This window comes from Oceanospirillum sediminis (genome assembly GCF_014164585.1).
Lineage (GTDB): Bacteria > Pseudomonadota > Gammaproteobacteria > Pseudomonadales > Halomonadaceae > Oceanospirillum > Oceanospirillum sediminis.
On the sequence record NZ_JACJFM010000002.1, the window covers coordinates 274,765 to 300,993 of the forward strand.

Annotated in this window: 15 protein-coding genes, 1 tRNA gene and 1 pseudogene; 10 read left to right on the plus strand and 7 right to left on the minus strand. The window is 47.8% G+C overall.

The features are described from left to right. Positions 1-676: 676 nt before the first annotated feature. Together H4O21_RS02785 and H4O21_RS02790 are read right to left on the minus strand one after the other, a co-directional pair. Positions 677-7,609, minus strand: a complete 6,933-nt coding sequence (locus tag H4O21_RS02785) for a FecR domain-containing protein (protein WP_182807306.1) — start codon at positions 7,607-7,609, stop codon at positions 677-679. Between the two features lie 2 nt (positions 7,610-7,611). Next, complete coding sequence (locus H4O21_RS02790) at positions 7,612-8,952, minus strand: surface lipoprotein assembly modifier (protein ID WP_182807307.1); 1,341 nt, start codon at positions 8,950-8,952, stop codon at positions 7,612-7,614. A gap of 148 nt (positions 8,953-9,100) precedes the next feature. Here H4O21_RS02790 and H4O21_RS02795 point away from each other — a divergent pair. Beyond that, positions 9,101-9,176 (plus strand) — tRNA-Asn (locus H4O21_RS02795). Positions 9,177-9,555: 379 nt separating this feature from the next. Here H4O21_RS02795 and H4O21_RS02800 read toward each other — a convergent pair. Next, positions 9,556-10,851, minus strand: a complete 1,296-nt coding sequence (locus H4O21_RS02800) for a M18 family aminopeptidase (protein ID WP_182807308.1) — start codon at positions 10,849-10,851, stop codon at positions 9,556-9,558. A 168-nt stretch (positions 10,852-11,019) separates the two neighbouring features. On the opposite strand from H4O21_RS02800, the gene H4O21_RS02805 reads away from it, so the two are divergent. Continuing rightward, complete coding sequence (locus tag H4O21_RS02805; RefSeq protein WP_182807309.1) at positions 11,020-13,113, plus strand: carboxy terminal-processing peptidase; 2,094 nt, start codon at positions 11,020-11,022, stop codon at positions 13,111-13,113. Positions 13,114-13,223: 110 nt separating this feature from the next. Here H4O21_RS02805 and H4O21_RS02810 read toward each other — a convergent pair whose 3' ends face one another. Both H4O21_RS02810 and H4O21_RS02815 read right to left on the minus strand, forming a co-directional pair. Further along, positions 13,224-13,892: a thiopurine S-methyltransferase gene (locus H4O21_RS02810; RefSeq protein ID WP_182807310.1), complete on the minus strand. Its 669-nt coding sequence runs from the start codon at positions 13,890-13,892 to the stop codon at positions 13,224-13,226. Positions 13,893-13,990: 98 nt separating this feature from the next. After that, the gene (locus H4O21_RS02815; protein ID WP_182807311.1) at positions 13,991-14,323 is read right to left on the minus strand and encodes a DUF1820 family protein; all 333 of its coding nucleotides are present in this window, start codon (positions 14,321-14,323) and stop codon (positions 13,991-13,993) included. Between the two features lie 281 nt (positions 14,324-14,604). On the opposite strand from H4O21_RS02815, the gene miaB reads away from it, so the two are divergent. The 7 genes and pseudogenes from miaB (at position 14,605) to H4O21_RS27060 (ending at position 22,593) form a co-directional block, all read left to right on the plus strand. Continuing rightward, positions 14,605-15,948 carry a tRNA (N6-isopentenyl adenosine(37)-C2)-methylthiotransferase MiaB gene (gene miaB / locus H4O21_RS02820; RefSeq protein ID WP_182807312.1) on the plus strand — a complete coding sequence of 448 codons (1,344 nt, stop codon included), beginning with the start codon at positions 14,605-14,607 and terminating at the stop codon, positions 15,946-15,948. A 373-nt stretch (positions 15,949-16,321) separates the two neighbouring features. Then, positions 16,322-17,428, plus strand: a complete 1,107-nt coding sequence (locus H4O21_RS02825; RefSeq protein WP_255487097.1) for a PhoH family protein — start codon at positions 16,322-16,324, stop codon at positions 17,426-17,428. After that, positions 17,421-17,882, plus strand: a complete 462-nt coding sequence (gene ybeY, locus H4O21_RS02830) for an rRNA maturation RNase YbeY (protein WP_182807314.1) — start codon at positions 17,421-17,423, stop codon at positions 17,880-17,882. Before H4O21_RS02825 ends, ybeY begins: the two co-directional genes overlap by 8 nt. Positions 17,883-17,904: 22 nt before the next feature. Next, positions 17,905-18,753, plus strand: a complete 849-nt coding sequence (locus tag H4O21_RS02835; RefSeq protein WP_182807315.1) for a CorC family transporter — start codon at positions 17,905-17,907, stop codon at positions 18,751-18,753. Between the two features lie 186 nt (positions 18,754-18,939). After that, positions 18,940-20,487 carry an apolipoprotein N-acyltransferase gene (lnt, locus tag H4O21_RS02840; RefSeq protein ID WP_182807316.1) on the plus strand — a complete coding sequence of 516 codons (1,548 nt, stop codon included), beginning with the start codon at positions 18,940-18,942 and terminating at the stop codon, positions 20,485-20,487. Between the two features lie 252 nt (positions 20,488-20,739). Next, positions 20,740-21,735, plus strand: a pseudogene (locus tag H4O21_RS27055) (cache domain-containing protein); the annotation flags it as partial. 66 nt (positions 21,736-21,801) lie between these two features. Then, complete coding sequence (locus tag H4O21_RS27060; RefSeq protein WP_370463909.1) at positions 21,802-22,593, plus strand: methyl-accepting chemotaxis protein; 792 nt, start codon at positions 21,802-21,804, stop codon at positions 22,591-22,593. A gap of 306 nt (positions 22,594-22,899) precedes the next feature. On the opposite strand, the gene H4O21_RS02850 is transcribed toward H4O21_RS27060, so the two are convergent. Beyond that, the gene (locus tag H4O21_RS02850) at positions 22,900-24,399 is read right to left on the minus strand and encodes a 4Fe-4S dicluster domain-containing protein (protein WP_182807318.1); all 1,500 of its coding nucleotides are present in this window, start codon (positions 24,397-24,399) and stop codon (positions 22,900-22,902) included. A gap of 180 nt (positions 24,400-24,579) precedes the next feature. Here H4O21_RS02850 and H4O21_RS02855 point away from each other — a divergent pair, with 180 nt between their 5' ends. Further along, positions 24,580-26,004, plus strand: coding sequence for an aminotransferase-like domain-containing protein (locus H4O21_RS02855; RefSeq protein WP_182807319.1), 1,425 nt, complete (start codon positions 24,580-24,582; stop codon positions 26,002-26,004). Between the two features lie 35 nt (positions 26,005-26,039). Here the strand turns inward: H4O21_RS02855 and H4O21_RS02860 are convergent, their stop codons facing one another. Next, the gene (locus H4O21_RS02860) at positions 26,040-26,186 is read right to left on the minus strand and encodes a hypothetical protein (protein WP_182807320.1); all 147 of its coding nucleotides are present in this window, start codon (positions 26,184-26,186) and stop codon (positions 26,040-26,042) included. Positions 26,187-26,229 lie beyond the last annotated feature (43 nt).

Below are 26,229 nucleotides of genomic sequence, written 5' to 3' on the forward strand. Positions count from 1 at the left end.
TGGCAGAGAGATCTTTTTCCAGGCAATCATGAATACATCTAATACAAAAGCAAAAACTTGTTTATTTTATTAATAAAAGCTATTTACCGCTCCCACTCAATACATTTGAAAGACATGAAGAAGGTTACGAAACGGCAAAGGAAAAGTAGAGTTTTTACACACTAACGAACAATTAGTAAAGAAATACTCAAAAGTAATGTAAAAAACAGGAGACAGGTCACTACAACGCCTGACATAACTGTTTCCTGTGCCATCATACGCACCTGAAAGTCTTGTCATATATGGCCTGCAGAGCGTCAGTCCTGAAAAGTCAGGATGATAAAAAGTAGCAAAGAAACATTACAGCAGTCATTGAGATAGTATCGGTCAATCCTGTTATCAATTTGCCAAAAGTGATAGCGAAGGTATTTTATATTTAACAGCTATCCCATAGATCATAAGACCTGATCAGTTATGAATATCAATTATTTTTTTCATAATTAAAATAGCACCCAATATAAAAAGATATATTATATCATTACATCTGTATTTTATGGATGATTACAAACTGTAATGGTGATCACTCCCCTGATCTGTCACACCTGTTCAGGAATGAAAAATGCCAGGCTTATCAGGCCCGGCATTTCTACAGTATTTAAAGCTATTACAGAAAGAGAACAAGAAGCTCACGGCTGCACTATTTCACTTCAGGATTACCCAGTAGTACAGCGCCGGATACGGCATGAGTTCCATTCGAAGCCCCGAAGGTACTGATAATGCCTTCTGGTGCATTGATTGTACTGACAGGGGTTACAGGACCGACAAAGACGGCACGGGCTTCACCATTCAGACCGGATATATCACCACCTCCGGATTGCAGAGTAATACTTCCACCAGACAGAACATCCTGGATAGCTGTGGCTCCGGTATTCTGCAGAACCACATTATTACCGCCGACAGTCAGATCAATCTGTGTTGATGTGATTTGCTGAGCACCAAAATCAACCCCCATACTGGCAGAGTTATACAGACCTGCATTGCCATCCTGATCTGTTGGTGCACTACCTCCTATCAGATCATAGGTTACTGTACCTGCGGTAGTACCACTCAGACTGGTAATATCACTATCAGGCGTTCTATTGGTTGTAGTGATGAAATGAGCCTGTTCCAATGTCACTTCTGTATCAGAGAATGCGGACGCATCATTGGCAGCCCAGCGTCCCCAGCTGACACCTAACTCAGCATTACCACCGATAGAAGTTGTCACCACTTCAGCTGTCAGATCATTACAATCACTACAATCAGAGACAATGTTCCCATTAGTGCTGACAATGTCGCTAAAAGAGTCCTCAGTCACAGATACCTGCTGACTATTGTTCAGAATAGCCATCGTACCGGTATCATTAGCACTGCTCTGGGCGCTTAACAGAACCTGAGCAGCCCCGTTGCCCACAGAGCTATTAGCCTGCTGAGCACTGGTCTGTTCATAAGCCGCAGTTCCCCAATACTGAGTATTGTTACTGGTATCCTGCAGATGGAAGCCTGACATAGCATGCTGATAGGTATTGTTCTCTGCACTGTCCACCAGAGAGAAGTACATACTACCATCGCCACCAGTAGAATCTGTCCTGCTCAGGGTAAACTGAGCGACATCGCTACCAGTCGCCAGGGCAACGGGAGATAAGGTTGAGAATACGTAGTTTGTGCCCCCCGATACTTCTGTAAAGGCAATACTGGCACTGGTAATCTGCATACTGGTAAAGTCCAGATTCACTGTACTACTCATTCCTGAGGAACTTACAATGCCGCTGGTTGCAGATAGCTGCATGGTATTGAAGTCAGCGTTATAGGTAGCGCTGGACAGAGTACTCACACTGTCAAAATTCACCGTTACAGGGCTGGTGATAAAGGGCAGGAAAGTTGTCATAGGATCAACAGAGCTACTCTGCGAATCAACATTCCATTTACCAATAAACCAGACCCCCCAGTTCAGGTTCTGCACAGCATTAGTACTGACAGGCTCAGTGCCATTACGTTCTGTCAGCAGGAAGCAATCTGATGAACTTCCACATTTACCCTGTAAATCCAGATAAGTGGGTAACCTGTACTCGCTGCTTGAAGAGATATAGCCTGGTGCCCCCTGCAGGTTCAGTAGCTGAATAGAGTTGCTGCCACTAACCGTCAGCGGCAAAGGCATAAAGAAAGGATCAGGCATAGCTGCCAGATCAGTCTGCTCCAGCGCAAAAGCCCCTGCCAGAGCGAAGCTGTTACCTGAGTTTGATAACTCATACCCTCCGGCTACCAACCCGCCATCAGCTCCGACAAAGTTGAAATTAGCATGACCGGATAACGTACTGGAGATTGAATCCTTCCGATAAGCATCCAGAGCCAGGCTCTGAATATCTGCTGACGCCAGTGATAACGGATCACCATCCTGATAAACCAGCCAGTTCGCGCCATCATGGGTCAGATTCATATCCAGTGAAATGATTTCCTGTTTGCCGTAATCAATCAGCATCTGAGCATCATTCAGCGTGCCAGCAGTACCATCCTGATCCACTGGTGCTGTGCCTCCGGCTAAGGAATAACGAATCACTCCGGACTGATCAATACTACTCAGAGCAGTCACTTCCGGGCTATAAGCATAGTGGAAACCGGCCGTTGAGACAGTATTGCCACTCTCTGTCAGCGTTAAGCCGTTAGCACTCCAGTATCCCCAGTTTACTGAACTGCTATTACGGGACACAGATCCTGCATTGCTCAGAGTAGCAGCTCCGGTATTGACGGTGAATTCACCAGGCTGATCATTCCAGCCAGAGTTCGTTGTCTGACCTGACACAGGAATTTTCCCGCTCTGGTCTTCGATACTCTGGACACTAAAGCTTGAATCCCCGCCAGCAGTCATCGCCACCGCCGATGTATCCCAGGACGAAGAAGAACCAGGATTAGACAGGAAGGCTCCATGGAGAATCCCTGTACCCGTTTCAGACTGAACTTCCTGTTTATAACCACCAACACCGTAAATCCATCCATTGTCGGTCGCTGCAGATGCATCAGCCGGAAGCTGATAACTGGCCAGTGCATAATCCGCTGCACTGCCTGTAAAGCGGATACTCGCCTGACCTCCGGTCAGAGTTCCGTCTGTAGATTGAATCCCTAACTCCAGCGCATCATCAGTAAACAGGCTATTCAGGCTCAGCGGCAGCTCACCTGACACAGAATAAGCATAATCTCTTTCCTGACTGCCGATTGTCAGATCAAGAGAGAAGTCTGTCACTTCCTGAGAGGTGAAGTTGATATCAAAGTAGCTACTATTAACGGATGCCAGCTCGCCATTGCTGTTGACCAGATAAACCGATTCCAGGGATACAGGGCTATAGCGGATCTCCCCCTTATTACTCAGAGCACTGATATCGGATTGTTGCAGTACAGATTCTGCAACGGAGTACAGTAAAGGCGCTGAACCGGTTTCCACAGAGTTATTGGCAGTTTTCTCCCACCCGGATGACCAGTAACCCCACTCCAGATGTACATTACTTCCCGCACTGCCTTCTGAAGAAGAGATCAGAGCTGGTGCATCCGTTGTCTGTATCAGGTGAGCAATAGAATTCGTTCCGGAATATGCCATTACAGAGGGGGCTAGCACATTATCATAGGTAATCAGTTGTCCATTACCAGGCATAGCCCGACTGAAATCAGCCCCCGGCATCACAAACTGATAGTCATACTTATTGGAAGGGACTGGCTCAAACATCAGAGTACCGGACAATCGAGAAGTGCCTGAGCCATTCGACACTTCATATCCTGCAATAAGATAGTCGGCAGTATCGCCAGCAAAGCTGTATACTAATGGGCCACTATGTGATGCCACCTGATTACAGGTGCCTGCCGATGAGCATTGCAGCCCCGACAAACTGGACAAATGTGTCATATCAGATACTGAAAACGAAGTGTTTGAAGCACTGAAAGCCCAACGCCCCGGCAGCAGGGGTTTAATATTCATGGATAGCAGCATATCCGAATCAAAGTCTACGATTGCCAGTCCACTGCCTGTACTACCTGTAGCACCACTCTGATTAGTCGGTGCCGTCCCCCCTGCAATCTGATACAACTTAAAGCCATTCAGGCCCGCTAACTCTGATTGAGCAGATGCATCCGTTGAATAAATATAGTGAAACTGGCCTGCAGGCTGTTGTTCGGTGCCATCAAAGGACACCTGCCAGTCACCGCTGATCCGGCCATAAAATATCTGTTTTTCACTGTCGCTGAACGATTCCTCCAGAGTCCCTGAACTCATCAGATCAAGGGTACAGGCAACCCCGGACTGACAATGTAACTGATCCTGACTCAGACCACTGATCATGCCGGAAGATATCTCACCGGACGACAGTGCCCTGGTTTCACTGGCGACGTTCAGAGCATCACCGCCATCAGCAGTTTCAGCTTTCAGCAGATAACCTGTCGACGAGCCACCACTGCTCACAGCAAAACTGCCCAATACAGGTGTGCCGTTATCCAGAGCGACGTCGTCTTCAATAGTATCGTTACGATAACCACCGACGCCATAAATATGGCCATCACTGCCAGAACCATTCAGCTGATAACTTCCCAATGCACTTTGAGCCTGATCTCCAGAGAATTGCAGAGTAACACTACCAACTCCATCATTCTGATTATCCTGCAAAGCTATCTGCCATAATGTTCCGCTGGCCGGAATACCTGTAGATGCCTGAAGTCCGAATTCATACTGTTCTGTGGATGAACTGAAATTCAGGGAGAAATCCGTAATCTGTGCTTCGCCATAATCAATCGTGAATTCATTAGCACTGATATTCATCAGCTCATGACTATCATTGACCAGAAGCACTGAGTCTGTGCTATCAGGAGAATAAGTAACCTGTCCACTTGATGGCAGATTACTCAGATTCAGAATATGATCTGCAGATGTGAAGAATAACGCCGTATCATCTCCCGTACTCAGTTTCACTGAATCAACAGAGTGGCGCCATTGACCGGCTGACCATTGCCCCCAGCTAACTCTGTCACTGTTCAGAGTTGCTCCCGTATTACTCAGAGTATGTGTTGTTCCCGGTGCCGCATCCGTAACAAAAAGTGAATAATTATTACCATCCTCAATACCCAATAATTCAAAAGCAGAACTGGTACTATCAATCAAAGCTGCCTGCCCGGCTCCCGCATCAAGATTTATCAAAGATGAGGCCGAGGAACCATCAGACAACAATACCTGATAATTCGCTACATTCTCAGGTACCTGATCCAGTACCAGCGTACCTACAGCACTACTGAATAAGCCAGGCTCTGAGCTGTTAAGGAATATACTCGCAGCAATACGGTCAGCTTCAGTCCCGAGAAATGAATACAAAAGCTGACCGATAAATGGCTGAGTAAAGTTGGTAAAGGTTCCGGAAGTAGCACCATCCAGATTAATCACATGCTGTTGATTACTGACATCAATCGTCTGAATTCCTCCGGCTCCAACTACCAGGCGCGTCGAAGGGGAAGCTGCTAAAGGTAACTCCAGATTCATTTCTGCAAAACGTTGCCCGGATGAAGACAAATCAATAACGGCAAACCCTTTATCCCAGCTACCGATATCAGAGCCACTGGCATCAGTAGGCGATGTACCTGCCCCGGAGACAAACTGATAAAGCACATGCCTGTTTTCTGAGTTTATCTTTGTACTGAGTTCAGAAACACGGGTGGTATCCGGACTATGGATATAATGCAAAGCACCGTCAGGTGATATCTGTTCATCTCCAGTATTCAGGCTCCAACCTGAGGTCCATTTCCCCCAGTACACTCTTTTTCCTGCATCAATCAGGGAGCCGGTATTGACGATCAGATCATCGTCAGCTGCCTGCATCGCATCAAAGGAAAAACCATCAGCCCGACTGCCATCATGAGCAGTATCAGACTGACCATCTGGCGTTGTTGCCAGAGTGAGCGTATTACTGCTATCCGTTACCCAGCCAGACGATTTGCCACTACCACTGATATAACTGAGCATCAGGGTCGTTCCTGAAACAGCTGGTGTTGTTACAGTTTCTGGCTCTGGCTCTGGTTCTGGTTCTGGTTCTGGTTCTGGTTCTGGTTCTGGCTCTGGTTCTGGTTCTGGCTCAGGTTCTGGCTCTGGTTCTGGCTCTGGCTCTGGTTCTGGCTCTGGTTCTGGCTCTGGCTCTGGTTCTGGCTCTGGTTCTGGTTCTGGTTCTGGCTCTGGCTCTGGTTCTGGTTCTGGCTCTGGTTCTGGTTCTGGCTCTGGTTCTGGTTCTGGTTCTGGCTCTGGTTCTGGCTCAGACTGAGCAAGATCAACAAATGAGTTACTGCCATCAGCCCCAATCGTCAGGCCATCACCTTCACTTGCAGATTCCCCTACAGCATCCAGCCCTTCCTGCCCTTGTTCATCCAGGGTGGTCTGAGCAAAATCGTTCAGTGTATTATCCAGCTCTGTTACCTGCTCCGCTTCCTGAGAGGGCTGACCATTAACAGAGCTTGTCACTCTGGGCAGACCTGTCCGGGTTGCTCCGGCTGAATTAACACCATCAGCAAGGTCAGCATCCTGCTGATCCTGATTAAGACTATTTTCTGCCTGAGCAGATGAAATACCATTGGCATCAGCAACATCATTCAGATCAGGTAATGAATTATCCGTTATTGATGCACTGCTGCCCTCAGACTTACTGGTATTAGCAGACGATGCTGCATTGCCCCCGTCAGCACTGCCAGAGTCATTGTTACTGCTGTCATTGCTATCTGAATCGGAAGAGTCATCATCTGAACCAGTAGCATCATCTTCTGAAGTATTGTCCTCTGAAGTACTATCATCGTCGCCATCAGAATCATCGGAATCAGCTTCACTGGATGCCGTCACATCAATATCAGCATCGTCATCTGACGAATCATCTCCAGGTTCCTCAGAACTATCCTGTAATACAGGATAAGGCACAATCGTTGTCTGAATAGCACCGGCTGCTGATGCAGCAAAACCAAATTCACCGGCACTGAGTAATTGTTCCCCGGTCTCATTGAACAAACGGACAGTACCGGAGTCGACTCCCAGATATAATCCCGCAGGTAAATTAGTCTGCTGATTCAAAGCAGCGTCATCCGGACTGACCAGAACTGCTTTATATGCAGTTCCCCGGATACCAATTGTGGCAACAGCAGTATTAACCTGATAATTCCCGGATTGTTTTTTACCGATTAATCCCGTCAGTTTGCGCATACCACCTTTCAACAGAGAAAAGTGAGCCTTACCATTACTGTCTGCATTCTGCTGAAAACGGTAGTCATCTACCCTGAATTCACTACCCGGCCTCAGAGAGAGAATACTGCCATCAGAGAAACGAATATGAATCCGGCCTTTTTTTCCGGTTTTAATCGTATCTCCGCTAAAAATCTGAGAACGGGTTTTCAGAGCTTCCGTTGTACCATCAGAGTGAATAACCTGGTTCTTGCCCGTACTGATTACGATTTTACCAGCCACCTCATTGGCACTGACCCACTGGGGCCAGGTCAGAGTTGCAGGCAACACAAGAATTGTTGAAGACAGGCCAACAGCAGACAGCCCTATTCTGGAAAAACGAAGTTTCAGATGCTTTGAAATATCCATAATCAGTACTCGTATTTCACGCCGAAGGACACGACATCCCGATCGTATTCATACAGCTCAATCGAGGAATCATTATCAATGAAAGAGGCATTCAGGCTGAAGCTGAGGTTTTTACTGAACAAATAACGCCAGGAGAAATTCAGCGCTTTGTATTTATCATGACGACGAACACCATATAACCAGTCCCGTCCCTGATATTGAGCATCCTGATAGATGATAGCTGCAGTCGCTATATTCTCATCCGTTACCGGAAGCTGAAGCCCCAGGCTGCCGCCATAGAACTCTTTCTCAACAGATGCTTTACTGACGGTAGTAATGTCATCAGGCGTTTCTTCACCATAGAAAGCGTTAGCAAACAGGATCGGACTATGCCAGATCGGCAAAGTAGTATAGAGGTTACCGCCACCGCTGATCTGAACCGAATCCCGCCATGACACACTGTTATCCGGGTAAGTAAAACGCGATGCGGTCAGATAGGTACTGACAGCCAGAGTGTTACTGATATTGTGGCTCCAGTCACCGGAAATGCTGAACATATTCCTGAACGTATCACCATCCGTCCGATAGTTCTGTGCCCCTGTCAGTAACTGGAAGCGATCATCCCGGTCCAGTTTATAACGCCACCCCCCCGTGACATTAAGACTGCTGTTATTAAAGTCGTCTTCTTTTTCATAGAGTTTCTGATTGATATCCGCTTTAGCAAACAGGCTATGTTGCTTATCCAGCGGCTTCGTCACCGAGGCTCCGGCCTTCATCTGCACATAAGTATCGCCTTTACCCAGAGATTCTTGTGTCAGTTCTACCCGATTCAGCTGGTCTTCAGGTGCACTATTAAGATTACTGTCATGTCCGATAACCGCTTCGGCATAGAGTTTTGTGGTGGTTTTATAAAGCTGTTCACGCTTTTCAATTAAAGCCAGATACCGTCGAATTTTAATGGAAACAGCTTTAGGCGGGTTCTTTTCCAGTACTTCGTTAAACTCCTTTTTAGCGGTTTCGTTATCTTCCAGTAAATACATCCCCCTGGCATATTCAAGACGAACCCGGTCGTTTTCCGGATGTACCATCAGCACCCTTTCCAGAGCCATAGTGCCTTCACCGGCATACCCCGAGTCTACCGCAGCAATCCCGAAGTAGAAATCAAACAGAGGCTGTCCTTCAAGATCCTGTAACCATTGCAGGGCCATATCATAAGCTTCTTTTGATTTGCCCTGTTCTGTAAGAGCTTTCAACTGCTTAATTTTTTCCTGAGATTCGCTTTGAGCATAAAGAGGAGAAGCGCAAGTCAATGCTGCTAATAAAGGAAGCATGGTAAAACTGGCTTTAACCTTAAACCATCCCATAACCTGATCATCCTGTGCTAATAACCCACATCTGATGTAATTACCCGGATTCATCTGATGTAAGCAGTGAACTATAAAAAATAATTCTAAAAAGTATTGACGCATCAAAAAATAAAACTATAATTTGCCCGCGAAAGTTGAGCAAAGTTCCTCGATAGCTCAGTTGGTAGAGCAGTAGACTGTTAATCTATTGGTCGCAGGTTCGAGTCCTGCTCGAGGAGCCATTCAACGTAAAAAACACATTCAGGTGTTTATACAAGGCCGGCATGATACGTCGGTTTTTTTATGCCTCACGTTAAACCCCTTCCCTGGTCGTGCTTACGCTGCTTTTTTATTTCTATTCTGAATTAATCTCTTTGAAATATATGATTTCAGATAACCTTCTCAGAATATTTAATTATCTGAACTAAACCCGACCATCTGAATCAAACGTAAACCCGGAAAAACTCTGCCTATCAGAATAGACACTGTTCTTCCGATATACCAGTATAAAAAGGCTCATTAATATAACTGAATTCTGTTTCAGATCATCAAAACAAAAAGTGACCAATATCAATTAATGGCCACTTTTTACATTGACACAACAATCAGATTATCTGTGTATCATGACTCCAGCTTTTCCTGTAACAAAAATGACCTCAGTGCACTCTGCAGGTAAAAAGCGTCACGAGCTCCAGCCATTTCCCGAATCGAATGCATTGCGAACTGAGGCACCCCGACATCCAGCGTCCTGACACCTAACTCTGATGCAGTAATAGGCCCGATGGTACTGCCGCACGCCAGATCACTGCGCATAATAAAGCTCTGCACAGGCACATCAGCCTTCTGGCACAACAAACGGAACCAGGCTGATGTCTCACTGTTTGTGGCATAACGCTGGTTAGCATTAAGCTTGATAACAGGTCCCTGATTCAGCAAAGGCGCATGATTATTATCATGGTACTTTGCGTAATTCGGATGAATACCATGAGCGTTATCACAGGAAATCATCATTGATGCAGCCAGCATCTGCTGATATCTCTCCTCAGTTCGGGCAATACGTTTCAACACAGATTGCAGAAAAGGCCCCTGAGCACCAGAAGCACTCATACTGCCGACCTCTTCATGATCATTACACACCAGTAATGCAGGTACTTTCTGTTCAGTATTCAACATCGTCTGCATACCAATATAACAGCTTAACAAATTATCCAGACGCGCCGAAGCGATAAACTCCTGCCTGAAACCAGTCAGCGCAGCAGATTGAGTATCATATAAGAAACACTCATGCTCCAGAATCTGCTCAGCATCCTGAACGCCCTGAGTATTAAGTTGTTCCATCAACAACTGATCAAAACAAACACTTTCTTCTGCCGACTGATGCATAAGCAATACCGGCAAATCTGTCTGTGCATTGATCGCAACCCCCTTATTCACTTCACGGTTCAGATGAATTGCCAGATTCGGAATCGAGCCAATCGCCCGATCAAAATTGATTAATGTCTGTTTTACGCTTCCCTCAGTGGAACGATATGCTACCCGTCCTGCAACAGACAAATCCCGGTCAAACCAGGTACTCAGCAGTACCCCGCCATAGGTTTCAACACCTAAACGCAGATACCCCTGATCATTCAGGTCCGGATTTGTTTTTACTTTCAGACATGGGCTGTCTGTATGTGCGCCCAGCATTCTGAAACCTGTTGCAACAGGGTCAACCGGCAGCGTGAAAGCAACGATGGAAGAACCGTTGCGGGTTACAACATAAGACTGTCCCTGCTTAAGATCCCAGGCATCCCGTTCATTCAGACGCTGATAACCCGCTTGCTGAAACGCTTCCAGCATCGAAGATACCGCATGAAACGGGGAAGGTGATTTATTCAGAAAATTAAGTAATTGCTGGTTAAAATCAGACTCAGTCATCAAAGCACCTGTACACGGGTTGAATCTCATGAAAAATTCACAATGATAGGAAACATGAACTAAAAAGCAGCTCATGGTGTACTATAACAAAGTCTGCACCAGGAAAGACTACAATGATAACTGTATGACCTGATATCCTTTTCAGGATCACAGATTCCGGAGAAATCAATGTTACTCAGGGTAATTCAAACATCGCTGAAGCCAGTACAGTCAGCCGCTATCGGTCTGCTGCTGCTGTTTTCTGCTTCGGCTTACAGCGACACCAGTGCTCAGAGCCCACTGGCACCCAGTCAGGCTCAGAAAGATGCAGCTCAGTCGGTGGTCGACAAGCTGAGCTACGGCCACTACAACAAAGTCGAACTGAATGACGACCTGTCTGTCGAGATTTTTGAACACTATCTGGATCAGCTGGATGGTTCAAAAGCGTATTTCACTCAACAGGATATTAATAGCTTTGCTCCCTTCCGTAAGCGTCTGGATGATGATCTGGAAGCCGGAAACCTGGAAGCGGCCTTTACAATTTATAACCGCTATCAGAGTAAAGTACTGGCTCGTCTGGATAATCAGCTGAAGGCACTGGAGGCTTTTCCGGATGATTATCAGTTCAACAGCGATAAGCGCCTGCGTCTGGACAGAGAAGATCAACCCTGGGCTGCTTCAGAAAAAGAGCTGAGCGAACTCTGGGCAAAGCGTCTGGAAAACAGCATGCTCAGCCTGAAGCTATCAGGCAAAACCATTGAAGAAGCGAAGAAAACGCTGAAGCGTCGCCTGGAAAACCAGCGCAACCGTGTCAGTCAGGCCCGTAATGAAGATGTCTTCCAGCTGTATATGAATGCCTATACTCAGCTGTACGACCCTCATACTCAGTACCAGTCTCCTCGCAGCTCAGAAACCTTTAATATCCGTATGAAGCTATCACTGGAAGGTATTGGTGCTCTGCTGCAAAGTGAGGATGAATATACAAAAGTCGTTAGTCTGGTACCCGGCGGTCCGGCAGACCTGGCGGGCGAGCTGAAACCAACCGATCGTATTATCGGCGTTGGTCAGGATAAAGAAGGTGAAGTGGTTGATGTCATTGGCTGGCGACTGGATGAAGTGGTTGATCTGATTCGAGGCCCTAAAGCCAGTACAGTGCGCCTGCAGATTCTGCCATCCGATGCGAAAGATAACAGCAAAAGCAAGGTTATCTCTATCGTTCGCAATACGGTCAAACTGGAAGATCAGGCCGCTAAAAAGTCTGTTATCCAGCTTGAACGGGATGGACAGACCCAGCGCATCGGTGTCATTGATATTCCCGCATTCTATGTTGATTTCGAAGCCTGGCGCCAGGGCAAGGAAGATTTCCGTAGTACCACCCGTGATGTGGCACGTCTGATTGACGAGCTACTGCAAGAGGGCATTGATGGCCTGATTATTGATCTGAGAAACAACGGCGGCGGCGCCCTGCAGGAAGCCAACTCATTGGTTGGCCTGTTCATCGAGCGTGGAGCAACCGTTCAGGTTCGCAATGCCGAAGAACGTATCGACCTGCTGGGTGATCCGGATCGCAGTGTTGCGTACTCAGGCCCATTAGCGGTACTGGTTAATCGCCTGAGTGCATCGGCTTCAGAAATTTTTGCTGGTGCTATCCAGGATTATCAGCGTGGTGTTGTGATCGGCAGCCAGACCTTCGGTAAAGGCACGGTTCAGTCTGTAACGCCCCTTGAACATGGACAGTTAAAACTGACTCGGGCTAAGTTTTATCGCATCTCAGGTGAAAGCACACAGCACAAAGGCGTTATCCCCGACATTACACTCCCAAGCCTGGTAGACAGCAAAGAAGTCGGTGAAAGCTCACTGGAATTTGCTCTTCCATGGGACAAAGTCAGCCCGATTCGTCATCGTGATTACAATCAGCTGAATATCTGGCTGCCAGAATTGCGTAATCGACATGATCGTCGTCTGAATGAAAACCCTGATCTGGTTTACCTGCAGGCCCAGAAAACCCTGCTGGAGAAAAACAGAGCAATTGAATTTATCAGTCTGAATGAAAAGGTTCGCCAGCAGGAAACCCAGGCACTGGAAGATGAGCAACTGGCTCTGGAAAACCAGCGCCGTAAGGCTAAGAATCTGGAACCCCTGGAAAGCCTGGATGATATTGAGGACACCAGTGATGATCCACAAAACGATGCAGAACTGGTAGAAAGCAGCGAAATCATCCTGGATATGATCGAGGTCAGCCAGAAAAATGGCAGCCCTGCGATGGCTGGCAGCCAACAATAATCTCTGGTTTATATTCAGACGTATATCGAGGCCATTAATATAAAAAGCCTGTGCAGATTACATGCACAGGCTTTTAAGCACCAGAACAACTGAATATCATTCATATTTGTTCAGCAACGCATGGCTTTTTTCTGCGCTTCACTCATTCCGGTCCGCCCTTTACGTACCATGCGATAAGCAACATCCGTCACATTACGATCATCTTCCGGCAAACGTTCCAGAGGCTGAATCTCGAAGTTAGATCCGAATAACCAGCGAATTTCATCCTCCTCAACAGAGAAAGGAGGCCCTGAAGACTTTTCGTGCTCCAGACTGATCAGTAATACGGAAACCCCCGGAGATAGCATCTGAGCCATATGAAAGGCATACCGATGACGCAAAGCCTCTGGCAACGCCACAAGCGATGCACGGTCATAAACAGTACAGATATCAGCCATCTGAGCTCGATGCAGATGAAAAAAGTCGCCGCAATAAATCTGATAGGCCCCGGCCTCAAACAGCAACAGACTATCGGCCACCTCCGTTCTTACCGGCTCCAGCTGCCGGGCGTCAAAAAAATCGATAATGGCTTTCTCACTCAGCTCAACACCGACAACCTGCCAGCCCTGCTCTGCCAGCCAGACCATATCATTGGACTTACCACATAAAGGAACAAAAACCTGCCCTGACGCTCCATGGGGAGTATAACGCCAGTGACCAGGCAAAGCCGGATGCACCTCATCCTGGTGAAAACCAATACGTCCATCCTGCCAGCGCTGATGCCAGAATGCTTTATCCATATTATTTACCTGTTATCTTTGCCTGAAATATATGATCTGTTATGCCTGAAATTATGTCTGATCCTCTGCACGATTGCACTGATGCTTCTGACCAGGGATCAGCTTTGTCCGGGAGGCACAGGTCTGCCCGGGAAATGAGCAACCTTGCTCTCTGATTTCCACTCACTGACTTTAGCCACACCTTCCCGTTCCACTTCATCAATCCGCACAATAGAGTTATAAGGAATATAGCTGCGTTTCACTCCGGCGAATTCCTGTTTCAGTTTATCTTCTCCCGGATCAATCACCAGTGAGCTGCGCTCACCAAAAATAAACGCTTCCACTTCCAGAAACCCAAACAGATCACTCTGAAAAATCTGACGGGCATAAATCTCGTATACTTCATCCCGATTCAGAAAAACAAGCCGATAGATATGCTCTTTATCGGACATAAAGACTCCGGTAACACTGTGATAAATAAGAATTAAAGATAAAACCTGATCTATCATAAAGCATACACAAAGATCTGTATTCAGCGATCGGAATAAATCCCTCTTCACCAAAGGGTATTACTTCGCCGGTAATATTTTATCTGAGCAGGCTAGGCGCTTTGCATTATGGTTCGTATAATAGTGCGCTTTTTTAAAGGCGGTGAATATTTATCCATAAAAAGATAAAGGTTATCGTCTGCAAATTTCTCTCTATTCACGACTGATTGATACAGGTGTAATCCATGGCTAAAAAATTGTTCATCAAAACCCACGGGTGTCAGATGAATGAATATGACTCCGCACGTATGGCAGATCTGTTAGGCGAAAGCCATGACCTGGAGCTGACCGACAACGAGCAGGAAGCCGACGTTGTACTTCTTAATACCTGTTCAATCCGGGAGAAAGCGCAGGATAAAGTCTTCCACCAGCTGGGACGCTGGAAAAAGCTGAAAGAAAAGAATCCCGACCTGGTGATCGGTGTCGGCGGCTGCGTTGCCAGTCAGGAAGGCGATAATATCCGTAAACGAGCCAATTTTGTGGATGTCATTTTCGGCCCACAGACCTTGCATCGTGTGCCTGAGATGATTGACGCATCGAAACAAAACCAGATTGCCGTGGTTGATGTGACTTTCCCTGAAATTGAAAAGTTCGACCGCCTGCCAGCTCCGAAAGTGGAAGGTGCTACGGCTTTTGTCTCTATCATGGAAGGCTGTAGCAAATATTGTACTTTCTGCGTGGTGCCTTACACCCGTGGGGAAGAAGTATCCCGCCCATTTGAAGACGTGATCGCAGAAGTGGTTCATCTGTCAGAACAGGGTGTGCGTGAAATCAACCTGCTGGGACAGAATGTTAATGCTTACCGGGGCTTCAACGACGACGGTGAAGAGATCGATCTGGCAGAACTGATCACCTTTATCGCCGCGGTCGATGGTATTGACCGTATCCGTTTCACCACGTCACATCCAGTTGAGTTCAGCGACAGTCTGATTGATGTCTATGCCGAAGTGCCTGAACTGGTCAGCCATCTGCACCTTCCGGTACAGAGTGGGTCAGATCGTATCCTGGCAGCGATGAAGCGTGGACATACCCGCGACGAGTACATCGCCAAAATGAACCGTATCCGGGAAAAACGTCCGGATATCTGCTTCTCTTCTGATTTTATTGTTGGCTTCCCGAACGAAAGCGATGAAGACTTCCAGGATACCATGAACCTGATTGCAGAGATTGGTTTTGATATCTCCTTCAGCTTCATCTACAGCCCCCGTCCGGGAACACCTGCTTCTGATATGACTGACGATACACCGGAAGACATCAAAAAGCAGCGCCTGAAGATCCTGCAGGATCGCATTAATCAGCAGGCGATGCAGATTGCCCGTCGTATGGTTGGCGGCGTTGAGCGCGTGCTGGTGACAGGTTTCTCCCAGAAAGATCCAGGCCAACTGCAAAGTCGTACTGAAAATAACCGGGTCGTTAATTTCCGTGCGGAAAACCCTATGGAGCTGATTGGTCGCTTTGTTGATCTGAAAATTACAGAAGCCCTGCCCCATTCACTGCGCGGTGAAATGATTGACGATCAGAGCTATTGATTATTTACCGGCAGGTTACCCCTTATTCAGACGATAGAACAGCCTGATCAGTATCCGGAGTTCATCTCATAGAATGAGATGCGCTCCCTGATAAACATGCTCCTCTGCTGATAATCTGTATCAATACGGTTATCAGCTCACACTCTGATATAAGTGGCTTTTATTTTTAAACAGATCTGCTATTGAATTCCTTCCTCTTCGCCCGGATTTTAAACCGGGATAAGAAGCATCTGATCCACACCCGCTATACTGTAAGTAAAGCGTCACAGGACAGGCGCATGCTGGTCATGGAAATATCCCTGACCACAGACCTGGTATCAATCGGGTCAGCAAGCAGACGGAATTCTGAATGACGGCAGTAACAGGAAATATTTTGAATACACAGACACATATTCTGAAAATTGAGCTGGAACCCAATGATACTCAACAGCTGGCAAATCTGTGCGGCCTGCATAATGATCATCTGAAACTGATCGAGAACCGGATGAATGTCATTATCCGTAATCGAAGCAATCAGTTTCAGCTGGCCGGTGAACAGAACCGTGTCCGGGCAGCGGCCAACTTACTGGAAAGCCTGTACCTGGAAGCTGCCAGCACAGAACTGAGTCCGGAAATGATTCATCTCCACTTGCAGGAATCGGGGATAGAAGAGCTGGAGCAACAGACTCAGCAGGATTCTGAAGGCGCTGCAGACAGCATTGTTACTCTGCGTACACCTAAAGGTACAATCAAACCCAGAGGTCCGAACCAGCAGCGTTATGTACGAACTGTACTGACGAATGATATTAACTTTGGCGTCGGCCCCGCCGGTACTGGTAAAACCTACCTGGCTGTTGCCTGTGCCGTTGAAGCCCTGACTAATGATGAAGTACGACGTATCCTCCTGGTTCGTCCTGCTGTAGAGGCCGGAGAAAAACTGGGCTTCCTTCCCGGAGATCTGTCACAGAAGGTCGATCCTTATTTGCGCCCTCTCTATGATGCTCTGTATGAGATGCTGGGGTTTGAGCAGGTGGCCCGCCTGATTGAAAAAAATGTGATCGAAGTCGCCCCTCTGGCTTATATGCGTGGCCGGACTCTGAACAACGCCTTTATTATTCTGGATGAAAGCCAGAATACCACCCGTGAGCAGATGAAAATGTTCCTGACACGGATTGGCTTTGGTTCAACCGCAGTCATCACCGGTGATGTGACCCAGATCGACCTGCCGAAAGGCCAGAAATCAGGGCTGGTTCATGTACTGGATGTACTGGGGGATGTCGACGGTATAGGTGTCACCCGTTTTGAGTCTAAAGATGTTGTACGCCACCCTATGGTTCAGCGTATCGTTGAAGCTTACGACAAGCATGAGACAGAAGCCAGAATACAGGAAGACGCTGAGCGTAAGGCTCGAGCAGAAGCTCGAATGAAAGCTCAGGCTGAGGCAATCGCACAGAACACTCAACAGGCTCAGCCAGTAAAGGATTCATCAGATCATGAATAACGCGGTGATCGACCTTCAGCTGGCCTGTGATAACACAGGTCTGCCGGAAGAGTCTGATTTTACATTGTGGGTACAGCGTGTACTGGATGCACACGAAAATACGGGCCACGAAGTCACTGTCAGAATCGTGACTTCCGAAGAAAGTCAATTACTGAACCATCAGTACCGGGGCAAAGATAAACCGACCAATGTCTTATCATTTCCTTTTGAATCTCCACCGGGAATTGAACTACCCTTACTCGGTGATCTGATAGTCTGTGCTGACGTGGTTGCAGCAGAAGCGGCTGAACAGGGTAAACTATTATCTCATCACTGGGCTCATATGATTATTCATGGTTGCCTGCACCTGCTGGGATATGATCATATAGAAGAACAGGATGCCGAGGAGATGGAAGCACTGGAAGTGGAACTCCTGGCCGAACTGAATATCAAAGACCCTTATCACACGGATTAGGGGCCACAGGAAGAAAAAAAACATGAGTGAAGATCGATCGAGCAACGGTCAGGGTCAACGATCCTGGCTCAGAAGCCTAATGACCTCCATCACCGGAGAGCCCAGAACTCGTCGAGAGTTACTGGAATTCATCCGGGATGCCGAACAGCGTTTAAAACTGGATGCCGAAGCGATGAATATCATCGAGGGGGCATTACAGATTAATGAAATGCAGGTTCGGGACATTATGATTCCTCGCTCGCAAATGGTAGCCGTCAAATCAGGCCAGTCTCCTGAAAGCTTCCTGCCACAAATTATTGACTCTGCTCACTCCCGTTTTCCTGTACTTGGTGAAACGGCTGATGAGATTCAGGGCATTCTACTGGCCAAAGATCTGCTTCCTCTGGCCCTGCAAAAAGATCAGGACAATTTCGACCTGCAACAGATCCTGCGCCCGGCCACCTTTATCCCGGAATCAAAACGGCTTAATAGCCTGCTCAGCGAGTTCCGAGTTAACCGTAACCACATGGCAATCGTGGTGGATGAATACGGCGGTGTAGCGGGACTGGTAACCATCGAAGATGTCCTGGAGCAGATTGTCGGCGATATTGAAGACGAATATGACACTGAAGAAGATGATATGGATATCAGGGCGATCAGTGAACATGAATTTATTGTAAAAGCTCTGACTCCCATTGAAGACTTCAACGATTACTTCAACACAGAATTCAGTGATGATGACTTTGACACCATAGGCGGTATTATCATGCAGCGCTTCGGTCACTTACCGAACCGTAATGAGTATACTATGCTGGAGGGGCTTGAGTTTAAGGTGCTTAATGCTGATAACCGCCGTATCAGGCTGTTACAAGTCAGTACAGAAGCCTCCTGATCTGATATCACCCGATTGCTTATATTACCGGGCGGCACCCGCTTTTGCCGCTCTGTCTTTTCCTCCCCCCCCTGTTTTCTAATAGAAACATTCTGTTGCATCTTTCTGCTGACTACAGAGTTTTCACCCTGCCCGTCATCTGATAGTCTGCCCTGATAACGGATCAGGACAGGCATAATAAAAAAGATGGCAATATCAGGCGTTCTGCAACAGGCATCAACCCGTAAAGGGTTGCACAAGTATCTGCTGGCGGCATTCGCCGGGGTACTCTTTCCGTTATCCTTTTCTCCTTACCATTTCTGGTATCTCACTCCTGTCAGCATTTGCCTGCTGTTACTGGCTTTGTCTGATAATGGCCGATCATCCAGACACTCTGCCTTTAAAACAGGCTGGTTTTATGGTCTGGGGATGTTTGGTAACGGCACGTCCTGGATCTACATCAGCATCCATGACTACGGCTTTACCGGAATGCCTCTGGCAATCCTGATGACGATGTTTTTTGTCATGGGGTTATCACTGCTGCCTGCGCTTCAGCTAACCCTGTTTAAACGGGGCTTTTGCAATATATCACCCGTCTGGAGTTTTCCGGCACTCTGGGTACTGTTTGAATGGGTAAGAAGCTGGATACTGACCGGTTTTCCCTGGTTATTTGCCGGTAATGCTCTGATTGACTCCCCTTTATCCCCCTGGCTGCCTGTCGGAGGTGTTTATCTGGCCAGCTTTATTCTGGTTATGTCCGGGGTGCTTATTTTTCGCTTTGTGATGCAGAAACTCAGACTCAGAACATTGCTCGCTTATCTGATCATCGTGTTTGCAGGCAGCCATTTACTGAATGGTATCCAGTGGGTTACTCCGGCAGCAGAAAAGCCACTGAAAGTCGCTATGGTTCAGGGCAATATCGATCAGAATAAAAAATGGATGCCTCAGCACAGAGATGAATTTCTGTTTCTGTACAGGGATCTGACTCAGGATATTCAAAACGCAGATCTTGTGATCTGGCCTGAAACATCTGTCCCTATGCTGATGCAGCAATCCAGAGCCTATATCAACCGTATTCTTGCAGACCTGCCTGCAGGTACAGCCTTCATCGCAGGTATGCCAGAGCGTGCGACTCCTGCCGGTGTACGCCCGGCTCAGTATTATAATGCGATTATGGCCAGAGGAGATGCACAAGGCATCTACCGTAAGCAGAAGCTGGTGCCTTTTGGAGAGTATGTTCCTTTTGAATCCATGCTACGGGGAGCCATTGCCTTTTTTAATCTGCCTATGTCCAGCTTTACCGCCGGAGAAGCCTCTCAGTCAGAACTCACAGCGAAAGGGTTTACGGTAGCGCCTTTCATCTGTTACGAAGTCGTCTATCCGGAATTTGTACGCCAGCGTGCTACCGACAGCGATCTGTTAATCACAATTTCTAATGACAGCTGGTTTGGCCACTCAGCCGGGCCTTTACAGCACCTGCAGATGGCCAGAGTACGCGCAGCAGAAAATGGCCGATATATGCTCAGAAGCACTAATAATGGGGTTACTGCAGTAATTGATAATAAAGGGCGTATCACCAATACAGCACCTCAGTTTGAACAAGCCATTGTCAGAGGGGAAGTCTGGCCTATGCAAGGACAAACACCTTATAACCAGCTGGGTTCTGCGCCTTTGCTGATATTCCTTGCTGCTCTGCTCCTTATTCAGTTTGTCATCAGCAGAAAATCCAGACCCAGAAATATTTTCAGTGTCTGACCCGGAGACAGAATCAGAGAGCAAATCGGCTGCGGGCAATATCTTTCCATAGCTTTTCTGAGTATCAACTCTTATATTTGTATAGATTTTAATCAGGCATGTCCGGCAGCTGCTGCCTATGAGTAACAAGAACAGGCAGATCGGAAAATCAGATGACAGCACTTCCTGATACCCGGTGTCCGGTGCCCATATCTGTCATGAAGAGGGATTACTCAAATGAAGGGGATTTCACTTAAGGTCAAAATCATTCTGATGGCGACCTTAGCAGTATTTGTTACATCCTTATCATTAACCGGATTTTCCGCCTGGCGGTTATCCACTCTGACTCAGGAGAGTGTCACCCAACGGGTCGATGGCGTATCTGATGCAGTCAGTACTGGTATTGAACGCTGGCTGTCCTCAAAATACCAGCTCCTGAACACTCTGGCAGAAAAGCCTGCCGACAAAGACGTATTCATAGAACAGCTACTGCTGACCCGAGATGCCGGAGAATTTGTCGCCATTTTTGCCGGTCTGACCGATGGCACCCGAATCGGCAGTAACGGGCGCACCCTGTTTGTTAATGGCTATGACCCTCGTAGTCGCCCCTGGTACAAGCAGGCAATGGCAGAAAAGCAGATGGTACTGATTGGCCCCTATGAAGACCGTACCACTAAAGAGATGACCTTCACCATTGCCCGCCCTCTGAACAGTAATGGCAAGATTACAGGTATTATCGGAGCTGATTTGCAGCTGCGCAGCCTGTTTAAAGAGATCACCGGTTTTGAAACCGGTAAAAACAGTCAGCTGTTTTTACTGAATAATGAAGGCATTATTATTGCCCATCAGGATCAGTCTCTGCAGTTGAAACCCGTCAATGACCTTTATCAGAGCCTGCCCCCCTCTCAGGTCAGAACACTGGCAGCCGAAAAGCGATTAATGGAAATTGACACTCCGGCAGGCACTAAACTGGTTCGGCTGGTTCAGGTAGATGATTCCAGCTGGTTATTAGGGGTTGAAGTTGATAAAGCAACTGAGATGGCCTCTCTGAATGAGACCCTGAAGATTGAGATCACAATCGGCATCGGCATATTTATTCTGGTGATGCTGACGGTGGCTGTCCTTGTCCGCTTCCTACTGACAGACCTGTTACGAATGGGACGTGCTCTGGGCTATATCGCCGCCGGAGAGGGTGATCTGACCAAACGTATCGAAACCAGCAACAAGGATGAAGTCGGCAAAATTGCTACTGACTTCAACCACTTTATTGCATCTTTGCATACCATCATCAGTAAACTGGAGCACACCGCTACAGACCTGGGCATCCAATCCGACATGATTGCCGAAAAAACAGAGCAGAACAGCCGGAAAATCCATCAGCAACAAACTGAAACGAATCAGGTTGCCGACGCAATTGATCAGTTATCGGATGCCACTGACAGTATTCTAAGCCACGTAGGCAATACCTCCGACCAGGTCAGAACGACCCTGAAGCTGGGGGAACAGGGCATCACTCAGGTCGACAAAAGTCAGCAATCGGTTAAAGAACTGGCCGATAAGCTCAGCACTGCCAGCCAGGTAGTCATTAACCTGAATAACAGTGCTCAGGGTATTACCAGTATTCTGAACACCATTGAAGAGATTGCAGAACAAACCAATCTGCTGGCACTTAACGCCGCCATTGAAGCAGCACGAGCCGGAGAAGCCGGACGCGGCTTTGCTGTAGTAGCCGATGAGGTCCGCAGCCTGTCTCAGCGCACCAGCAGCTCCACCAATGAGATCCAGCATGTTATGGAATCCGTTCAGCAATCAGCGATGGAAGCCACAGACCTGATGAACTCCAGCGGTGAGCTGGCTCAGCGCAGTGTATCAGATGCCATTGAAGCTCAGAGCATGCTATCTGACATTGTCAGCGCCGTTCAGCGGATCAGTACTCTGTCTGAGCAGATTGCTGCGGCAACGGAACAACAGGCTGTAATCAGCCGTGAGATTCATAGTAATACGCAGAATATCCGCTCCGTGGCAGATGATCTGGCCCATGATGCAGAAGAAAGTGAAGAGCAGGTTCACAGATTATCAACCCTGGCAGGAGATTTGAAAAAAGAAGCCGGTAAGTTTGTGATCTGACCACTCTCCTCACTATAAATACACTGCCTTCGTAACAGAACAGAGGGCAGTGGGTACAGACTTTTCGTCCCTCATAAAAAAAGCCCGGTGGGACCTCTGAACACCGGGCTGAAAAATGATTGCAGAGTGTGCAATCCCGAGCTGTAAATTCTTTCGATTAAAACAAGGTATGGCTAACAGAGTACCGGAATCAACCCGGTTTGTGCTTCCTGAACGATGAGTGGAGGGATTCTCTTCCGGTCAATACCACCCGGAAGAGAGTTGGGCATCCCTGCCCTGCCACAAGGTAAAGCTTTACAGATCCTGTCAAATAGAGCTGGTCAGGAACGTCGTCTTTTTACGCACTTCAGCATCTGGTGTACTGAAAACAAACTGGATCTCGGTACGAGGTACACTGGCCTGGGAAGTACATACCCGATAAGAGCGCCATGCTGCATTATTCTCTTTAATATCAATTTCTTTCTGACCGTGAAGCTTCACACCACTCAGGCCGTCAACAGATACGGTCACAGCATCAATCCCCTGATTAAAAGACTCCACTTTCAGGTGATAGTTATTGCACACAGTCTGGTCATCAATGCGGGTAAACAGTTCCAGACGATCCCGGCGTACTTCAACCAGCAGGTCAATGGTATTCATAAAGCCCAGCATCACTGCGACAACAGCACAGCTCATCACAGTGGCATAGCCTGCCAGCTTAGGCCGGAATACTGCCCGCCAGCCATTGCGTCCATCGCTGTTTCCAGCCAGTTCGGCCTCAGAGGCAAAGCGAATCAGTCCTTTTGACAGACCTATTTTCTCCATCACACCATCGCAGGCATCGATACAGGCACCACAATCAATGCATTCGGCCTGTAATCCATCCCGGATATCGATACCCACCGGGCACACCTGCACACAGATACCGCAGTCCACACAATCCCCACGGGATTTCGCAGCCTCTCTGGTCTGTACATCATGTACCGTATGTGCCACAGCAGCCATTGCCAGGTTATCAGCACCAGCCACTGAATCCGTACGATCAGCCATCGCAGCACGCTGTTTACGACTCATGCGACGAGGTTCACCACGGGCAACATCGTAGGTAACGGTCTGAGTATTCTTGTCAAACATCACACTCTGGAAACGGGAGTACGGACAGGCATGCAAACAGATTTTTTCACGTACCAGACCGGCATTCAGATAAGTCAGTGCCGCCATACAGATCACCCAGCCTACGGTATACAAGGGGGCTTCCCAGGTAGCAAGATCAACAATCAGCTGCTGAATCGGCACAAAGTAACCTGAGAAAGTCAGCGTGGTATACAGTGCCGTAGCAATCCAGAGCACATGCTTCAGCACTCTGCGTGCCAGACGCACACCGGTCAGTGGCAGCTTATCGTTTTTTGCTCTCTGACTGGCTTTCCCCTCAGCCCAGTCTTCTATACGGATAAACAGCCAGGTCCAGATGCTCTGAGGACAGGCAAAGCCGCACCATACCCTTCCCCAGCCAACGGCCATAAAGAACAGTAAACAGGCTCCGGCAATCATTAATCCCGCCATAATCGGCAAATCATGCCAGGACAGTGTCAGGCCAAACAGATAAATCGTTCGTTCAGCAAACGAGAAGAACAGCAGAGGCTGACCATCCACCTGAATCCAGACCAGCGAAAAAAACATCGCCAGCAACGGCCAGCTGACCAACCTTCGCAGGTTCTGAAAACGACCTTCAATCAGGCGGACATAGAATTTGTCCTCCGGAGGATAATAACTGCGGATCTCTTCGATCTGCGCCTCATCAATCTGGGTTACAGGTATTTTATTCATGGCATTTTCTGTCTTCTGATCACGGTTGAGAAAAGAGTACACGGAATGCCACTTGAGGTTCAGGCATAAAAAAATTAAATTTAATAGGTACAGATTGACAAAAAACCAGGTAAAACGCTGCGTTAAAGGGAGAAAAATCTTATAATTAATCACTTAAAATCACGGAAAACAAAACGATCCATGCCACGGGAATATCGTTATCAAACGCTTGAGAAGTGGCTGTTGAAAGGTTTGCAGGAGCAACGCTGGCCTCCAGGCGAACGCCTGCCTTCTGTCAGGTCACTCTGTCAACAGCAACAGGTTTCTAAAGCGACAGTTCTGCACGCCTATCAAAGACTGGAAGCTTTGGGTCTGATCGAATCAAGACCTAAGGCTGGCTACTTCGTTCTGAAACCCTCTACAGAAACCTGCGAACCTCGCACAACAGGCACTATGTTGCCTCCACGCCCCGTCAGTCTGAGCGATGTCTTTGCCGACATTATGGGGCGCAGTGCTGCATTTGATATTCTGCCCGATCTGAAAGCAGGAGAAGCCTCACCGGGCATCAGCGCTCTGAATCGCTGCCTGGGCCGGGCTCTTCGCAGCCAGAAAGGAGACAGATCTCAGTATTACGATCAGCCCGCCGGAGATCCGGGTCTGAGAGAACAACTGGCCCTGTTGTACCATCGCCGGGGTTATCAGTGTGAAGCGGATAATTTCTGTATAACCTCGGGTTGTCAGAATGCCATGTTTCTGGCACTGATGGCCTGCTGCCAGAAAGGGGATATTGTTGCGGTCGAGTCTCCGGGTTTCTATGGCATTCTTCAATTACTGGAACAGCTTGAACTGAAGGTCATTGAAATTCCTTCTTCTCCTGCTACCGGTATGGATATTGACGCCCTGGAAGCAGCCATACAGCAGTGGTCTATCCGTGCCTGCGTAGTAACACCGGCCTACGCCACACCATCCGGCTCTCTGATGCCAGACAGCGCCCGCCACAAATTGCTGAATCTGGCGGAAAATCACGACCTGGCCATTATTGAAGATGATATTTATGCCGATACCGGTTTTGTTCGTCAGCCCGATCCACTGAAAGCACTGGATCAGAGTAACAGGGTCATTCTGTGCAGCTCTTTTTCCAAAAGCCTGTCCAGAGATCTTCGCCTGGGCTGGATTGACGGGGCTCGCTGGCACGCCAGAATTCTTCGCCTGAAACTGGTGACACAGCTGGCCAGCAGTCGCTATCTGCAGCAAGGTGTCACTGAGTTTATTCGCGACGGAGGTTATCGCTCTCACCTTAAGAGACAACGACTGGAGCTACGTCAGAACAGGGATCAGCTGATTCAGTTGATTCAGCAACAGTGGCCTTTGACTCTGAGCCGCAATACACGCATCAGTCAGCCTAATGGCGGACTGGCCGTCTGGCTGGAACTGGATTCAGATAAAGATATTCTGACCTGTTATCAGCGAGCTCTGGAAGAGGGAATCATCATTACCCCCGGCAGCCTGTTTTCGGTATCCGGTCAACACAGCCATTGCCTTCGCCTGAGTTTCGCCCATCACTGGGATAATAAACGGACACAGGCACTGAAAAAACTGGGGCAGGTGCTGCACCATTTCGCCTGATATTTCGCCATAATTCAGCCGGGGGCTGGCATAAATCAGCACTGCAGGCGGAGTTTAATCTGCACTCTGCCTTTTCTTTTTTCTATACCTGTATCGTTTTTTACTCGCCTGTTTTTATCCTGTGATCTTTCATCAGGTGGTTTTACTTCTTTTGCTTTAACTCTTAATGACTCATAAGTCATCTGATTTCCTGCTGAAACGATGGAATGCGTTTTTTACTGTAAA

Coding starts and splice junctions, on each gene's coding strand:
- H4O21_RS02850 (WP_182807318.1), bottom strand. CDS start 24,399: ATGAATAAAATACCTGTAACCCAGATTGATGAGGCGCAGATCGAAGAG.
- H4O21_RS27060 (WP_370463909.1), top strand. CDS start 21,802: ATGATTGCCGAAAAAACAGAGCAGAACAGCCGGAAAATCCATCAGCAA.
- H4O21_RS02815 (WP_182807311.1), bottom strand. CDS start 14,323: ATGTCCGATAAAGAGCATATCTATCGGCTTGTTTTTCTGAATCGGGAT.
- H4O21_RS02835 (WP_182807315.1), top strand. CDS start 17,905: ATGAGTGAAGATCGATCGAGCAACGGTCAGGGTCAACGATCCTGGCTC.
- H4O21_RS02785 (WP_182807306.1), bottom strand. CDS start 7,609: ATGGATATTTCAAAGCATCTGAAACTTCGTTTTTCCAGAATAGGGCTG.
- H4O21_RS02805 (WP_182807309.1), top strand. CDS start 11,020: ATGTTACTCAGGGTAATTCAAACATCGCTGAAGCCAGTACAGTCAGCC.
- ybeY (WP_182807314.1), top strand. CDS start 17,421: ATGAATAACGCGGTGATCGACCTTCAGCTGGCCTGTGATAACACAGGT.
- H4O21_RS02800 (WP_182807308.1), bottom strand. CDS start 10,851: ATGACTGAGTCTGATTTTAACCAGCAATTACTTAATTTTCTGAATAAA.
- H4O21_RS02860 (WP_182807320.1), bottom strand. CDS start 26,186: ATGACTTATGAGTCATTAAGAGTTAAAGCAAAAGAAGTAAAACCACCT.
- H4O21_RS02855 (WP_182807319.1), top strand. CDS start 24,580: ATGCCACGGGAATATCGTTATCAAACGCTTGAGAAGTGGCTGTTGAAA.
- lnt (WP_182807316.1), top strand. CDS start 18,940: ATGGCAATATCAGGCGTTCTGCAACAGGCATCAACCCGTAAAGGGTTG.
- miaB (WP_182807312.1), top strand. CDS start 14,605: ATGGCTAAAAAATTGTTCATCAAAACCCACGGGTGTCAGATGAATGAA.
- H4O21_RS02790 (WP_182807307.1), bottom strand. CDS start 8,952: ATGGGATGGTTTAAGGTTAAAGCCAGTTTTACCATGCTTCCTTTATTA.
- H4O21_RS02810 (WP_182807310.1), bottom strand. CDS start 13,892: ATGGATAAAGCATTCTGGCATCAGCGCTGGCAGGATGGACGTATTGGT.